We start from the raw sequence: 13,544 nt of genomic DNA on the forward strand, positions 1-13,544 counted from the left end.
GCCGATGGCCCAGATCCGCACCACCGAGGCCGTGACCGGAACGGGGGACCGGTCGCGGCCTCGCGCCGTGCTGCCTGCCTTGTGCGCCACCCAGATCACCAGCTGGGGCATCGTCTACTACGCTTTCCCGGTACTCAACCCGCAGATCAACAGGGCCACCGGCTGGCCGGTCGGGGCGACCACGGCAGCCTTCTCCGCCGCCCTGCTCGTCTCCGCATTCACCGGCATACGGGTCGGCCGGATCATCGACCGCAGGGGCCCACGCGCCGTGATGACCGCCGGCTCGGTCCTCGGCGTATTCAGCATCCTTATCGTGGCCGCCGCCCCGAACCTGGCCCTCTTCACGCTCGGCTGGCTACTCGCCGGAATGTCGATGGCGGCCACCTTCTACCAGCCCGCCTTCGCCGCGCTGACCCGTTGGTGGGCCCCCGACCACGTCCGCGCCCTCACGATCGTCACCCTGGCCGGAGGCCTCGCCTCTACCGTCTTCGCACCTCTCACCGCGGCGCTCGCCGATCACCTGTCCTGGCGTGCGACCTACGCAGTGCTCGCCCTGGTGCTCGCCGCCGTGACCATCCCCGCTCACGCCTTCGCACTCAACGCACCCTGGCCCAAGGCGCCACCTGCTCCCGCCCACATCACCGGCGGCGCGGACACGGTGGCCCGCAGCTGCCCGTTCTGGATGCTGGCCGCAGCCCTGACCCTCTCAGCGTTCGCCGTATCCGCCGTCGTCGTCGCGCTCGTGCCCCTCCTCCTGGAACGCGGCTACTCCACCACCGAAGCCGCCGGGGCACTCGGCCTCGGCGGCGCCGGCCAGACCCTGGGCCGCACTCTGTACGCGGCCATTGCTCGCCGCACCAGGACAACAGCCCGCACGACCGCACTGATTGCGCTCGGCGCGCTGGCCACAGCGGCACTCGCCCTCGTACCCGGCCCGTACGCCCTGCTGGTCGCCCTGTCCGTCGCGGCCGGGATGGTGCGCGGCAACCTCACCCTCCTCCAGGCCACCGCCATCACCGACCGCTGGGGCACCACCCACTACGGCCGCCTGTCCGGACTCCTCGCCGCGCCCACCACGGCAGCCTCCGCACTGGCCCCCTTCGCCGGCGCCGCCTTGGCCGCGCCACTGGGTGGCTACCCGCAGCTGTTCGGACTGCTGGCACTGATCGCCGGACTCGCCGCTCTAGTCACCTTCGGGACCAAACCGCGCCGACCAGCTCTGAAGCAGTAACGGCGCCCGGCCAGATGACCGAGGAAGCCAGTCAGGAGTGCTGTGAGCTGCGCTTTGACCGGTCGGCCATCGGCCATTGACCGCGGTCAGGCCTTCCCACAGGGTTCCGCACAGTCATAATGGCCCCATAAGGAAACGGACCAGTCCGGCTGATCGCTACACTGATCACTGGCGCGGGGGCGCTGGAGACCTGTGGATGGTTCACGCATGACGCGCCCCTCACTCCCCAACCCCCTCGAACCGGTCGGGCACCGCCGTGACGGGCGGCCCGTCTATCCGATCCTCGGTGCCTCGCCTGACGACGACTCCAACAAGGACGGCGAGGGCGGAGGGGCCCAGAACGGCAGCGTCACGCAGGAAGACCTGTCGCGGCTGCTGGCCCGGGAGAAAACCCAGGGCGGCCGGGCCGCCGTGAAGAAGTTGCTCGGCGACCTTGGCTTCGACGACTCTGAGGCGCTGACCGAGTTCGTCACCACCAAACGCGATGCCGACCAGGCCGCGCTGACGGAGGTCGAACGCCGCGAGCAAGCCGCCGAGGAGAAGCTGAGGATAGCTGAGGCGCGCGAGGCGCAGGCCCTGGCCAGAGAGAGCGCCGCCATCCGGCGAGCCGCACTGGCAGGACTCGGCGCTACCGGGGACGATCTCGATGACGCGGCACTCCTGATCGACCGTGCCCTCGGTGAACAGCCCGATGCGGACGAGGGAGCCGTCATCGCCGCCGCTGAGCAACTGAAGGAACGGCGACCCGAACTGTTCGGCCAGGTCCGAGAGGCTGCGCCGCCCGCTCCGGGCGGATCTCCCGCCGGCGGCCCGCCGACCCGTGGAGGCATTCCACCCAAGCCTGGAGCGGCTGGTCTCGAAATGGCCCGGCGACGAGGGTTCATTAGCGGCTGACCACGTCCACCAGATCTGGCGCTGGGACCACGCCCCCTCAAAACCGTGGACGTCCTACCGGAAGCCGGTCGGGCTTGATCAGGGACCACGCCCTGGCACGGCTCAGCCGTCGTCGTCTCGTGGACACCGCCCCTTGCCGCTCGCGCCGGGTGCGGGAGGAATCTGATCCGCACCCACGAGGGAGACATCGTGAGCGACTACCAGGTCGTCACCACTGCCACGACGGTCACCGACGACCGGACATGGCTCGCTTCACTGGACGGCGTCCACGAAGCCCAGACAATCACCGTCGACACCAGCAAGCTGACGGCAGGCACCCACTACATGGCGGGCACGCAGAACCAGCCCCGCCACATCATCAAGTCCGGCATCCCGCTTGGGAAGATCACCGCGTCTGGCCTGTACGCCCCGTATATCGCCGCAGCGAGCGACGGCACTCAGATCCTCGCCGGATTCCTCGTTGCCGAGACCGCGTTCACCCCCGGCTCTGCGAGGACCGCGGGGGCGCTGCTGTGGCGCGGCGAGGTGTACGCGTCGAAGCTGCCCGTCGCCTTCGCACCCCCCGCCGCCGCGAACACGACCGCATTCATCCACTACCGGTAAGGAGGCATCCCCATGGCACTTGAGAAGATTCTTGAGGCGATCGTCCCCGAAGACATCCAGGCGTTTATCCGAGCGATCACGACGCCGGAGGACTACCTCCTCACCCGCGAGGTGTTCGCCGAACGGAATATCGACAACGTCAAGTTCCGTACCAAGAGCAACAAGCGGCGCGTCAACGCGGCGAAGTTCCGCGCGTGGGAAGCCGCGCCGACGCTCGCCAGGCGGCGTGCCGAGCAGGTCATCAGCGAAGGCATGCTGCCCTGGGTCGGCCAGGAACTACCCTTCTCCGAACTCCAGATCATCCTGGCCGCCGTCGATCGCGGCCACGACACCAGCGAGTTCCTCGACCTGCTCTACGACGACCTCGAACAGCACGTGGAGGCCACGAAGGCCGCCATGGAGATCGCCGCCGGACAGATGCTGTCCACCGGTGTGGTGTCCCTGCCCGGAGTCGCCCTCGATGTGGACTGGAAGGTGCCGGCCGCCAACCGGCCGACGGTCGCGGTGCCCTGGTCCCAATCGGATGCGGCCACCCCGATCACCGACGAGCTGGCGTGGATCCAGTACCTGAAGAGCATCGGAGCGCCGCGCCCCGAGCGGGTCATCAGCTCGGAGAAGGCGCTGTCGCTGCTCGGGTCCACGGCGGAGTACCGGGCCGCGTTCCACAACTCGCCGTCTACCGATCAGATCCCGACCGGGATGCTCGCTCCGGAGGAGGTCAACCGGGTACGCGCCAAGTACAACCTGCCGCCCGTGACCACCTACGACGTGCAGGCGTACGACAGCAGCGACAATCTGGTGCGCACGACCCCGGAGTCGCTGTGGGCGATGATCCCGCCGCGCCGCGAACAGTGGGGCGAGACCCAGTACGGTCTGACCGCTGAGGCGATCGAGCTCCGCGGCAAGGGAGTCATCACCGCCGAGGAAGCCCCCGGCATCGTGATCACCACCCACGTGCAGACGCGTACCCCAGTTCAGCTGTCCACGATCTCCGCCGCTGCTGCGATGCCCGTGCTGTACGTGCCGGACATCCACATCGCCGCGACGGTCTTCTAACGGGGGCTGGTCATGGCGAAGTTGGCGCGCACGGTATTTCTGCGAGACCCCGAGCAGGGCCCGATCCGGCTGGAAGCGGGGGAGGAGGTTCCCGAGCGGCTCGCCCTCCTCATCCCGAATCCGGCCGCCTGGCCGGGGGAGGCTCGCTCTCCGGATGAGGCCACCTCAGACCCGCTCGGCGCGGAAGGCGATGCGGGAGAGACGCCGACCGTGGCGGATCCTGCCTCGGAGTCGGAGTCGGAGTCGGAGTCGGAGTCGGAGTCGGAGTCGGAGTCGGAGTCGGAGCCGGAGCCCGTCAAGGCTCCGAGGCGACGCACCGCGAAGGCTGCTGGTGCAGGTGCGTAGGTAGCGGCACATCACCAGTGAGGCTCGGCACCGCCACAGTGTCGAGCCTCACCTCGTACGACAGGAGCATCGGATGGACATCGCTATTCGCGCCTGGCTGCTGGCTCAGCTCGGTCCCACCACTGACACCTCAGACCTCGACGCACGCTACGCGCGGCTGGCCTCCGCTCGTGCTGTCGCGAACGAGGTCTTGGCCGAACGGCGCGCGAAGCTGCTCGCCGAACCGCTCCGCATGACCGTGGACGGCATGGTCACCATCGACCAGAGCAACAACCTCGCAGGACTCGAACGCCAGATCACCGCGCTCGTGAACCTGGTTGCGCCCGACGAATTGGCCGATGGAGAAGGAAGCACCGATCTCGTGACCGCGCCGCTGCTACGCGCTCGCCGGGGCCGGTAGGCTCGCATGCCGTATGAGTGGCCACCGCTGGTGCCCGGAGACCCGGACGAGATCGCCCGCCGCGTCGCGGCGGTACTCGAGGAAGCCTGGCAACGGCTCGCCGCCAAACAGCGCGCCATCCTCGCCCAGTTCGCCGACAACCCGAGGACGCCGCACACCGTGGCGACGTTGGAGGAGTTCAAGCAGGCGATCCGCGCCTTCCGCCAGCGCGTAGACCAGGAGGCTCGGCAGTTCGTCCAGCGGCAGCTACCCCACCTGTACGCCGCTGGCGCCCAATCTTCCGCCGAGGCACTGGGGGCGACCTTCACCTGGACCACGTTCCACCGCGATGCCCTGCAGTCGCTTGCGGCCGACTCGTACGCCGATTTTCTGCGCCGCTCGCAGGAGGCCGAGCGGATGGCGAACCAGTTCTACCGCGCTGCGCGAGAGGCGGCCCGCAGAGAGGTTCCGCTACTCGCGGCGGGCAACATGACGGCGAAGCAGGCCGCGAGGAACCTGGCGGCCAGACTCGCTGCCGAGCACAAGCTAACCCACGTCGTCTACCGCGACGGTGCTCGCGTCCCGGTCCGGGCCTGGGCTGAGGCCGCCACCCTCGCCAAGTCGGCCGTCGCCTACAACGCCGGCACCCTCAACCGGACCCGCCAGGCGGGCGTCACCATGGTCGAAGTCTTCGACGGCCTCGACTGCGGCTGGACCACCCATCAGGACACCGACAAGGCCAACCGCACAGTGCGGACCGTCGAAGATGCTGCCGAGTGGCCGATCTCCCATCCGCGCTGTCGGCGGGCGTTCGGTCCTCGTCCGGATATCCGCGCCGGGTAGCTGGACTGAGCTGGACGCGGCCCGGACTGGCCGCTACGGCACCTTGCACGCTGCGCCTCGGCCGAGGGAAGGTGGCGCAAGAGGCGTCTGGGCAGGCAGGATCGAGGCATGAGGATTCTCGTGCTGGGCGGTACTTGGTTTCTGGGCAGGGCGGTTGTTGAAGGCGCGCTGCAACGGAATTGGCAAGTGACCACCTTCAACCGCGGGCTCTCTGGCGAGGCTGTCGCTGGTGCCGCAGCTGTGCACGGCGACCGCATGAACCTCGGCGACCTGCAGCGACTTGCGGAGCACGGCCCGTGGGATGCCGTGGTGGATACGTCCGCCTCGGCGCTTGCGCCGCGCGATGTCCTGGCGGGCGCAAAGGCGTTGAAGGATGTAGTCGGGCAGTACGTGTACGTCTCGACGGTCTCTGCCTACCAGGGGTGGCCCGACGAGCCGTTGACGGAGTCCTCGCTGGTTCTTGACGGACCGCCGGATGCTGATAGCGAGTACGGGAAGATGCCTGAGGGCTGGGACGGTCCTGACCTGCACTATGGCCGTCAGAAAGCTGGCACGGAGCGAGCCGTGCTTGCCGTATTCGGACAGGGCGGCACGACGATCATGCGACCGGGCGTGATCCTCGGCCCAGGGGAGTATGTGGGACGCCTGCCTTGGTGGCTGACCCGCGCAGCGCGCGGCGGGAAGATCGTCGCTCCGGGAGCTCCCGAAAAGACTATCCAGCCCGTCGACGTACGGGACGTTGCCGCCTTCGCGCTCGACCTTGCTGAGGCCAGCTCCGGCGGGACCTTCAACGTCACCGCACCGGTGGGACGAGACACTATGGGGGGATTCCTTACTGCGTGCCTGGAAACAACGGGTGCACCCGGAAGACTGGTGTGGGCACCTGATGAACTTCTCATCGAGCACAAGGTGCGGCAATGGACAGAACTGCCGCTGTGGCGCACCCACGCTGGCGTGTGGCGCATTGACTCCAGTGGTGCATACGCTGCTGGCCTGAGCTGCCGTCCACTGGCGGAAACCGTGGCCGACACCTGGCGATGGATGCAGAGCGGTGGAATGCCGGTGGAACATCCCCGCTGGGCCGAGCACGGTATCGATCCCACCAAGGAAGCCAAGATCCTTGCTGCACTCGGCCGTTGAGCCTGCGACCTACTACCCCTCAATGGCGAGCCGAGCGGCCGCCCCGAGTTGTTGGGGCGCAGCGATGCGGCAGAAATGCTCGATCCGTTCGCCCAACGAGGCCGCCTGCGGTGAGGCTTGGAAGTCCGTGTGCGTGAGTTCACTGCGTACTGCGCTGATCCGTTCGACGACTCCTGCCCCTCGCCACTCGGCTGGTAGCTGGAAGACCGGCTCAAGAGCTTCGACCGCTCCGTCCAGTTCGCGGCGCAGCAGACGCGCTCCGGCAAGATCGACTCCCGCCTGGGAAGTGATCAGCACTGGTCGGAGCTCGGGAGGCTGGGCGTTGAGCAAAGACAGAGCCTGATCCGCTGCTTCCTCGGCGCCTTCGGCGTTACGGAGGAGGAGGTAGGTAGTGGCGTTGCTCATCGCGACTCGATCCGGCGGAAAGCCGAACTCGCCACCAATGTCGTCGTGCATTTCGTCACGGCGACCGGTGTCGGCCTCCAACGAGCGACGGATTGCCTGAGCGGCAGCGTCACCGTTACCAAGATGGCCGTATGCCCGGCCTTCGATAACCGCGAGTCGCGTCACAGCGGTGTCGCCGAGTCCAGAGAAACGTTGTGCGGTGTGGACCAGACGAACTGCTTCGCTGGGACGGCCCTCCCAGTAGGCGCGTAGCGCCAGTGCCCCATGTGCGAATGCCTGAAGAGGACCATGCTCGATGACCTGCCCATACAACGCGGCAGTACGAGCGAGCTGCGCAGACGGGCCGAGTGCGCCCAGGTCGAAGCAGGCAGAGGCGAGAATCGCCGCAGCCTGGCCCGCGTTCAGATATGCGCGCTGGCGTTGGCGGGGCATCTGAGTGCGATCGAGCATCTCCTGTGCGACGGCGAGCAGTTCCTTCGCCCTGCGGTACACCTCGAAAGGCGGTGTGCGGCCGTAGGTCTGCGCGATCGTCACGACGTCTTCTTCGAGCTGATCCATGCTGATGTCAGGCACGGCCTGGGAGGCTGCGGCGCCGGCGTGTGCGGCGGCATCCCGAGCGGTCATTGCGAGTTCACCTTCGCTGAGCGTTCGTTGTTCTGTGGCGGGCCCCGTCGCCTCGCCAGGTGGAGCGAGCAACTGCCGGACTGTGTAGTCGGGGAACATGCGCACTAAGACTTGGGGGGCGGGCCGGGCGGGTGTCTGGACCTTTCCTGCGGTCCATCTCCGATAGGTCATCTCAGCGACTTCGGCACCCCGCAGGACAGCATCGCCTGTCTCTGTGTACAGGTCTTCTGCTACGCCCTTGTAGATCCGATTGAAGTCGTCGTATGTCCAATGCCGCTCGTCCACGAGCCGCCGAAGGAGCGTCGCTTCTGCCATGGGGTGCTCTCCCGCCCTTCCCCCCGGCGCCGGATGGCGTCGGGTGGTGTGTCCCCTGCCTAGCTGATGATCACCCCTCAGAGGCATCCCCTAACCCATTCAGTGGTGATGGCGCCCAAGTGGTATCTGGGCGGCACTTGACATCTTCTGACGATGCCTCAGCGACGCCCCAGTGTTATGGCGTGCGCCGTGGCAACGGCGCAATCCTTGCCAGGCTGAATTCGCGCCAGCACGTTCTGTGACGCTTCCCAGCGATCCGAAGCAGCCTGATCGGGGGCCGGGTGCCCCCGCTGGAGGGGAGCTATGACGCCGACCAAGGAACAGGCGCTCATCGACAGTCCGCGGAGGGCTGCCAGCGTCCGATCGGTATTACGCGACTTTTGGAGGACACGGTGATGACGACGTCCGTATGGCCTCCGAGAACGCGCGACCGGTCTGCGCTGGTACACACGTACACCGATCTGCTGGGGTGGGCCCTTTTCGTAGGCCCGGACCCGGTCCAACCGGGGGTGGTAGAGGACGCCTTCACCTCCAACCCGAACACCGTCTTGCTCGCGTCGTGCTCCTCCTTCGACGCCGTGTCGATCTCGTACAGCGCGGCCGCGGAGGTGCTCATCCGGCTCGAACGGATGGAGCTCTTGGTGCCCTGCCTGCTGAGCGGCGACACGGGCACCTTCTTGGTCAAAGCCGGCAGCGGCAAGCACGTAGCAAGTCTCGGCGGTGTCGAAGTCGCGGCGGGGGGCGCTGCTCGGATGGTCCTGCCGCCGACAGCCGGGGCACGCTGGGATACGCCGCCATGGAGACGTAGCGAACGAGCGCCCGTGGCGCTCCACAACGCAGACGTGGTTGGCCCCTTCCTGAGCGGTGCCCTGCGCCTCTACCCGCTCTGCTCCGGGACAGGTGAGGCCACATGACGATGCCGCGCGCAGGCTGGGCGAACGCGACGGCGGACACCATGGTCCGCGTCGTAGCCAAGCTCCGGGACTGGGAACCGCTCGACTGGGACGTGACCTTCGACGCCTTAGCCAGCGTCCTGGACTGCCAGGCGCCTCTGGACGACGAACTGGAAGAACTCGCTCAGCGCCTGCGCGGAGCCCTCATGCAGGTCGTCACCATCGCCGTGGCCGGTTTCGCGGACGAGGATGAGGAAGCCGCCGTGCTGATCGCACGGGCCCGGACTCTGCGCTCCGAGGAACTGCCCGGCGACTACTGGAAGGCGCTCGGCCACCTCCGCCGCCTGGGGTGGGTCACCAGCGAGCTGGTGGAACTCCTCTCCAAGACCGGGCACTTCAGGGACGCCGCATGACGACCGCCACCGGAACTCCGAGCCTGCTGACCGCAACCGCCCTGCCCGCGGTGGAAGCGTACGACTACGACTACTACCGCGCCCGGCTCGCGCACCCCTGCGTGCTGGAGCAGAGCGTCGCCGTCCGCGCCCTCCGGATGCCGTTTCTGGCTGTGCCCGTCGGCGGCCCGCGCCGTGGTGGCTACTTCCCCGTACACAACATGCTCATCGGCCTCGCAGTGTGCGACCTGCTCGAAGGCCGACCGGGCTTCATTCAGCTGCGGCTTCGTTGTTCGCCAGATCGTGACGTCAGCCTCCTGGTCGAGTGGGGCGATGCACCGCCGGCCGAGGACGACGCGGCTCGCGGTCGCTTCTACGGCTACAGCGACACCGCGATCTCAAGGTTCCTCCGCTCCACCGCGCGCAGACCTACGACTCCCTCTTCGACGTCCACCCGTTCCCCCGCGGGGCTGTGACGTCGGAGAGGGGCCCTATCCCGTACGAGCAGATTCGAGAGGAAGAGCACCCATGTGTCGGCACGATCCCCCATGTCCAGTAGCTGAGGCGTCTGACCGCGAGGCGGCCATGGCCGTCCTGCGGGACGACGTGCTGGGCTGGACTCTGCTCTGCAACGGTGTGCTGCTCTTCGCGGACACCGGCGAGTTGCTGCCGGACGGCCGGATCATCGCTCCCCACCGTCCCGCCGTGCCGACGGGAGCAGCCGCATGACCGCCACCGCCAGCCGCCTGGTCCCGTACATCACTGCGCGCGAGGGTGAGGAGGCTGATTCCTTCCTGGCGCTGCGTGCGAGTTTCGGCGCCGACGGCCGCTCCCGCCTCTCCTACTGGGACGAGTCCCGAGACGACCGGGACGTGCGCGGCACGCTGTGGGCCCGGACGTCCCAGTCGATAGGCCGGGACGGGATGCCGGTGGGATCGCCGCGGTGGCGGCTCGTGCACCCTGCGCGGCAGCGGCACACGATGATGAACCTCCTTTGCCAGGTCTGTGTCGGACCGACCAAGACCCCCGACGGATACCTGTTCCTGGAGAGCGGCACCGTTCCCGGGCCGGGTGTCACCGTACGAACTGCACAGCCTCCGGTCTGCCTGAAGCACGCGCACGCTGCGGCCAAGTTGTGTCCCAACCTGGTCCGGCACGGACACGTTGCCCTGATGGTGCAGAGCGCCCCGCTTTATGGCGTCATCGGCACCCCGTATCAGTGGAGCAGCGACGGTGTGCAGACCCTGGCAGGCGACGACATCCCCCTGCCGTACGGCAGCCCCAACCTGCGTTGGTTCCTGGCCTCCCAACTCGTACGCACCCTACGGGCCTTCACGGTCATCGACCTCGACGACCTCGCGCCCGCTGCCTAGACGGCCCGGCCCTGTTCGCAGGGCTGGGCATGCCAAAAAACTCCAACTCCCGTGGGAGAACCTCTTGATCAGGCCGCCTGAGGACGACGCGTTCCGCGTGGTCACGTGGAACGTTGAGCACAACGGCATCAGCAACAGCGGCGACGACGCGCGATGGCATTTGGCCATGGACGTTCTTGCCACCCTCCAGCCGCACGTCCTCCTCCGCCAGGAGCTGACCCGCGCGGACATGTTCGGTGGGCGCGCGGTCTGGGCGGAGTCCGCCCGGCTCGGCGGCCACGCCGCTTTCCTTGCCAGCGCGACCCCCGAATCCGCCAACCCGACCGGCGTCTATGTGGACCGAGACCTGTGCCAGCCGACCGAGTTCTTCGAGCACCGCACCGGAATGTGGCACCCGGCGTGTAACCCGGTGGTTCGAATCAAGGGCGCTCTGAAGAAGCTGAGTCTGGCGTCGATCCATTTGTGTTCCTTCGACCCGGCCACGCGGGCGAGCGAGGCGAAGCGAGTGGCCACGCTGGGCCGGCCGGGCATGGCGGCGATCGTCGGGGGCGACATGAACTCGTACTCGCACCGGCTGAGCAGAGGGCGTCCGCTGCCCGACTGGAGTCAGATTAAGGACCGATCTCACTTTGAGGCGCGCACGATCGAGCGGGATGGCAAGCGGGTCTCCGACACGCTGCCGGACGAGATCCTCTCGGGCGAACACGAGGGGCGACCGCCAGTCTTCGTGGACCTGGCGTACTACGCCGCGACCGAACTTGGTCTGGAGGAAGCCCTCGATCCGACGGCGTCGTTGTGGCGTACGGACCAGGGGGCGAGGCAGCGAATCGACCGGCTGTACGCGACGCCGCAGGTCGCTGGCGCCCTGACGGAGCTGGAGGTCGTGGTCACCGATGAGGTGATCGAGGCGTCCGACCATGCCCCGGTGGTCGCCACCTTCAGTCTCTCGGCGCTGCGTCGTGCCCTGTCAGCCGATCCGGCACTCGCCGCCTGAACCGGGACGGACAGCAACGCCAAGAGTCGCGACGAAGCGAGGAACCCATGAACGAGATCACTCTGTTGTCCTGGAACTTCGAGAACAACGGCGGAGACGACCCAGCGAAGCGCCTGAAGGCACATGAACTGTTGGTCTCGCTCAACCCACACGTCGTGTTCCGCCAGGAGATGTGGGGAGCGGACACCAATGGCAACACGATCCTCTACGAGCTGGAGCACGTGCTCGGCCTGCGGGGCTGGCTCGGCCCTGAGTCGTGCACCGCGGTCTTCGCCGACCCGCGCGTATTCAGGCCGGTGCGGGAGTGGGACAAGGCCGCCCCCACGTGGGTGCTGCCGCCCACAGCACTGATCATGCGCTACCTGCCTGCCGGAACCGAGGCGATGCCGCTCGCCTTGGTCTCTTACCACCTCAACTACGCGTCCGGCACGAACCGGGTCGCCGAATCGGAATGGGTCTCGACCTGGGCCGACAAGAAGTGGACCGGGCCGCAGGGCGAGATCGTACGGATGCCGTGCCTGGCTGCTGGAGACAACAACAGCTACCCGGTGCCTGGCGTCGAGGGCGACCCGGCGCTGCCGGTGCTTGAGGAGATAGACGACAGGCCCCACAGGCTGCATCGCTCGTACGTCGGAGCGAACGGCACTCGGGTGATGGATACCCGCCCGGACGAGGCGCTCCGCACCGCTGGCTTGGAGGACCTGGCCCGCTACTGGGCGACCGCGAGACAGGGGGACCGAAGGGCGGTGTCCCGAACGGTCAACGCCTGTGCGACGCACGGTCCGGACTCCCGCGTCGACCGCGTCTACGGCACCACCGACCTGCTGACCGCGGTGACCGGTGTGGACGTGGTCGAGGTGCCCGAAGACGTGTCGGACCACCACATCGTCCGCGTCATGCTCGACGGCGACAGCATCTCGGACGTCCTCAACCAGCAAGGCGCAGACGCCGCGGCTTGATAGACGGCCGCGCTGATGAACTGGCTGATTCGAGCCGGGTTCGACACCCCGAGAGCCCCAAGAGAGAAGGAGACTCCGCGTGTTCATCGACATCCCGAGCGAACTCGAAGCCGCTCTGATCGACCGTTCTCTCCCGCCCTGGGAACTGGACGGTTCGTTCCTGGCGCAGTCCACCATGGATCGGTACCGGATGACGGCCACCCCGCGGTTCGAGGAGACCGCCGCGGCCCTGCGCCACGCGCTGACCGGAGAGGGCGGCGGATACGTCGTGCTGCGCCTGGGGAACCTCGCCAAGGCGCTGGGGACCGACGACGACCGGTTCCTGCGGCTGGTGACGGGCTTTGCGGCCGAGGTGGCCGTCCCCTTCTCGCCCTTCCCGCGGTGGCCCCTCTGGAAGGACATCGGGGTCAAGGTCGACAAGGACCCCGGCAAGTCCAGCGGCATCGGGTACAACGCGTTCCACATGGACCTGGTGAACGGGACCCTGCCCCCGGACTACACCACGCTCCTGTGCGTTCGCCCCGACCCGCTCGGCGGCGGCCCCAGCATTCTCTCCGACGCCCACGCGGCGGTGGCGCGGCTGTCGGAGAACAACCGCGCTCTCCTGGCAGAGTCGGCCTACCACTACGGGACCTTCTTCGACCTGCACGGCGTCGGCGAGGAGTACAAGCCGTTCCCGATCCTGGACGGCTCCGACCCGGGCGGGTTTGTCCGGTTCACCGCCAAGATGCTGAAGAGGTCCGAGCTCGGCGAGGCGCACGCCGACGCCGCCAGGGAGCTCGCCGAGGAGCTCGTCCGGGGACAGGTCTCCTTCATGCTCCAGCCCGGGGACTACCTCATCGTGAACCAGCGTCGCTTCCTGCATGGCCGGGAGGCGCTCCACAGCGGTCAGGAGACCGTCTCGGTCGCCGACCGACGGCTGCTCCTCCAGTTGTTCCTGCGCGCGAGGACCGGCGACGACTCGGCCGCGTAGCCGGCCGAAGGCACCGGTGACCTACCGAGTCCCACCCCTGGGTCCAGCCCCCGAGCACGCGGCACGGCCACGAGGCGGGGGCCCGGTCGGGCACCCCCGGAAACAGTCGCGCACCGGGCTCCCTG

General features: G+C 67.9%; 16 protein-coding genes. 15 read left to right on the forward strand and 1 reads right to left on the reverse strand.

Annotated elements, in window-relative coordinates:
- The first annotated feature begins 4 nt into the window (after positions 1-4).
- From QF037_RS31660 to QF037_RS31690, 7 genes are all read left to right on the forward strand, one after another.
- Positions 5-1,231 carry an MFS transporter gene (locus QF037_RS31660; RefSeq protein ID WP_307031059.1) on the forward strand — a complete coding sequence of 409 codons (1,227 nt, stop codon included), beginning with the start codon at positions 5-7 and terminating at the stop codon, positions 1,229-1,231.
- A gap of 207 nt (positions 1,232-1,438) precedes the next feature.
- Positions 1,439-2,125 (forward strand): hypothetical protein, encoded by a 687-nt coding sequence (locus QF037_RS31665; RefSeq protein WP_307031061.1) that lies wholly within the window; start codon positions 1,439-1,441, stop codon positions 2,123-2,125.
- A gap of 189 nt (positions 2,126-2,314) precedes the next feature.
- Positions 2,315-2,728, forward strand: coding sequence for a head decoration protein (locus QF037_RS31670; protein ID WP_307031063.1), 414 nt, complete (start codon positions 2,315-2,317; stop codon positions 2,726-2,728).
- A 12-nt stretch (positions 2,729-2,740) separates the two neighbouring features.
- A complete protein-coding gene (locus tag QF037_RS31675; RefSeq protein ID WP_307031064.1) occupies positions 2,741-3,784 on the forward strand; it encodes a major capsid protein in 1,044 nt (347 codons plus the stop codon).
- A 418-nt stretch (positions 3,785-4,202) separates the two neighbouring features.
- The gene (locus tag QF037_RS31680) at positions 4,203-4,529 is read left to right on the forward strand and encodes a hypothetical protein (protein ID WP_307031066.1); all 327 of its coding nucleotides are present in this window, start codon (positions 4,203-4,205) and stop codon (positions 4,527-4,529) included.
- Between the two features lie 6 nt (positions 4,530-4,535).
- A complete protein-coding gene (locus QF037_RS31685; protein WP_307031069.1) occupies positions 4,536-5,351 on the forward strand; it encodes a hypothetical protein in 816 nt (271 codons plus the stop codon).
- 108 nt (positions 5,352-5,459) lie between these two features.
- Positions 5,460-6,491, forward strand: coding sequence for an NAD-dependent epimerase/dehydratase family protein (locus QF037_RS31690; protein ID WP_307031071.1), 1,032 nt, complete (start codon positions 5,460-5,462; stop codon positions 6,489-6,491).
- 12 nt (positions 6,492-6,503) lie between these two features.
- Here the strand turns inward: QF037_RS31690 and QF037_RS31695 are convergent, their stop codons facing one another.
- Positions 6,504-7,835, reverse strand: a complete 1,332-nt coding sequence (locus QF037_RS31695) for a hypothetical protein (protein ID WP_307031073.1) — start codon at positions 7,833-7,835, stop codon at positions 6,504-6,506.
- A gap of 395 nt (positions 7,836-8,230) precedes the next feature.
- Here QF037_RS31695 and QF037_RS31700 point away from each other — a divergent pair, with 395 nt between their 5' ends.
- The 8 genes from QF037_RS31700 (at position 8,231) to QF037_RS31735 (ending at position 13,419) form a co-directional block, all read left to right on the forward strand.
- Positions 8,231-8,749, forward strand: a complete 519-nt coding sequence (locus tag QF037_RS31700; RefSeq protein ID WP_307031075.1) for a hypothetical protein — start codon at positions 8,231-8,233, stop codon at positions 8,747-8,749.
- Entirely contained in the window at positions 8,746-9,141 is a 396-nt protein-coding gene (locus tag QF037_RS31705; protein ID WP_307031077.1) for a DUF6415 family natural product biosynthesis protein, read from the forward strand. The genes QF037_RS31700 and QF037_RS31705 overlap by 4 nt, the downstream gene beginning before the upstream one ends.
- Positions 9,138-9,596, forward strand: a complete 459-nt coding sequence (locus QF037_RS31710; protein WP_307031079.1) for a DUF6302 family protein — start codon at positions 9,138-9,140, stop codon at positions 9,594-9,596. Before QF037_RS31705 ends, QF037_RS31710 begins: the two co-directional genes overlap by 4 nt.
- A gap of 52 nt (positions 9,597-9,648) precedes the next feature.
- Positions 9,649-9,849 (forward strand): DUF5999 family protein, encoded by a 201-nt coding sequence (locus QF037_RS31715; RefSeq protein ID WP_307031081.1) that lies wholly within the window; start codon positions 9,649-9,651, stop codon positions 9,847-9,849.
- Positions 9,846-10,493 carry a hypothetical protein gene (locus QF037_RS31720; RefSeq protein ID WP_307031083.1) on the forward strand — a complete coding sequence of 216 codons (648 nt, stop codon included), beginning with the start codon at positions 9,846-9,848 and terminating at the stop codon, positions 10,491-10,493. The genes QF037_RS31715 and QF037_RS31720 overlap by 4 nt, the downstream gene beginning before the upstream one ends.
- Before the next feature lie 64 nt (positions 10,494-10,557).
- Positions 10,558-11,487 (forward strand): endonuclease/exonuclease/phosphatase family protein, encoded by a 930-nt coding sequence (locus QF037_RS31725; protein WP_307031085.1) that lies wholly within the window; start codon positions 10,558-10,560, stop codon positions 11,485-11,487.
- Between the two features lie 47 nt (positions 11,488-11,534).
- Positions 11,535-12,446 carry an endonuclease/exonuclease/phosphatase family protein gene (locus tag QF037_RS31730; protein ID WP_307031087.1) on the forward strand — a complete coding sequence of 304 codons (912 nt, stop codon included), beginning with the start codon at positions 11,535-11,537 and terminating at the stop codon, positions 12,444-12,446.
- A gap of 79 nt (positions 12,447-12,525) precedes the next feature.
- Complete coding sequence (locus QF037_RS31735; RefSeq protein WP_307031089.1) at positions 12,526-13,419, forward strand: TauD/TfdA family dioxygenase; 894 nt, start codon at positions 12,526-12,528, stop codon at positions 13,417-13,419.
- Positions 13,420-13,544 lie beyond the last annotated feature (125 nt).

Origin of the sequence: Streptomyces canus, from assembly GCF_030815415.1 — a bacterium.
In the GTDB taxonomy this organism is placed as follows: Bacteria; Actinomycetota; Actinomycetes; order Streptomycetales; family Streptomycetaceae; genus Streptomyces; species Streptomyces canus_F.

What these genes read in the sequence shown, in the direction of transcription:
- QF037_RS31700 (WP_307031075.1), top strand. Translation starts at nt 8,231, where the DNA reads ATGACGACGTCCGTATGGCCTCCGAGAACGCGCGACCGGTCTGCGCTG.
- QF037_RS31720 (WP_307031083.1), top strand. Translation starts at nt 9,846, where the DNA reads ATGACCGCCACCGCCAGCCGCCTGGTCCCGTACATCACTGCGCGCGAG.
- QF037_RS31685 (WP_307031069.1), top strand. Translation starts at nt 4,536, where the DNA reads ATGCCGTATGAGTGGCCACCGCTGGTGCCCGGAGACCCGGACGAGATC.
- QF037_RS31730 (WP_307031087.1), top strand. Translation starts at nt 11,535, where the DNA reads ATGAACGAGATCACTCTGTTGTCCTGGAACTTCGAGAACAACGGCGGA.
- QF037_RS31690 (WP_307031071.1), top strand. Translation starts at nt 5,460, where the DNA reads ATGAGGATTCTCGTGCTGGGCGGTACTTGGTTTCTGGGCAGGGCGGTT.
- QF037_RS31695 (WP_307031073.1), bottom strand. Translation starts at nt 7,835, where the DNA reads ATGGCAGAAGCGACGCTCCTTCGGCGGCTCGTGGACGAGCGGCATTGG.
- QF037_RS31665 (WP_307031061.1), top strand. Translation starts at nt 1,439, where the DNA reads ATGACGCGCCCCTCACTCCCCAACCCCCTCGAACCGGTCGGGCACCGC.
- QF037_RS31675 (WP_307031064.1), top strand. Translation starts at nt 2,741, where the DNA reads ATGGCACTTGAGAAGATTCTTGAGGCGATCGTCCCCGAAGACATCCAG.
- QF037_RS31660 (WP_307031059.1), top strand. Translation starts at nt 5, where the DNA reads ATGGCCCAGATCCGCACCACCGAGGCCGTGACCGGAACGGGGGACCGG.
- QF037_RS31710 (WP_307031079.1), top strand. Translation starts at nt 9,138, where the DNA reads ATGACGACCGCCACCGGAACTCCGAGCCTGCTGACCGCAACCGCCCTG.
- QF037_RS31680 (WP_307031066.1), top strand. Translation starts at nt 4,203, where the DNA reads ATGGACATCGCTATTCGCGCCTGGCTGCTGGCTCAGCTCGGTCCCACC.
- QF037_RS31715 (WP_307031081.1), top strand. Translation starts at nt 9,649, where the DNA reads ATGTGTCGGCACGATCCCCCATGTCCAGTAGCTGAGGCGTCTGACCGC.
- QF037_RS31705 (WP_307031077.1), top strand. Translation starts at nt 8,746, where the DNA reads ATGACGATGCCGCGCGCAGGCTGGGCGAACGCGACGGCGGACACCATG.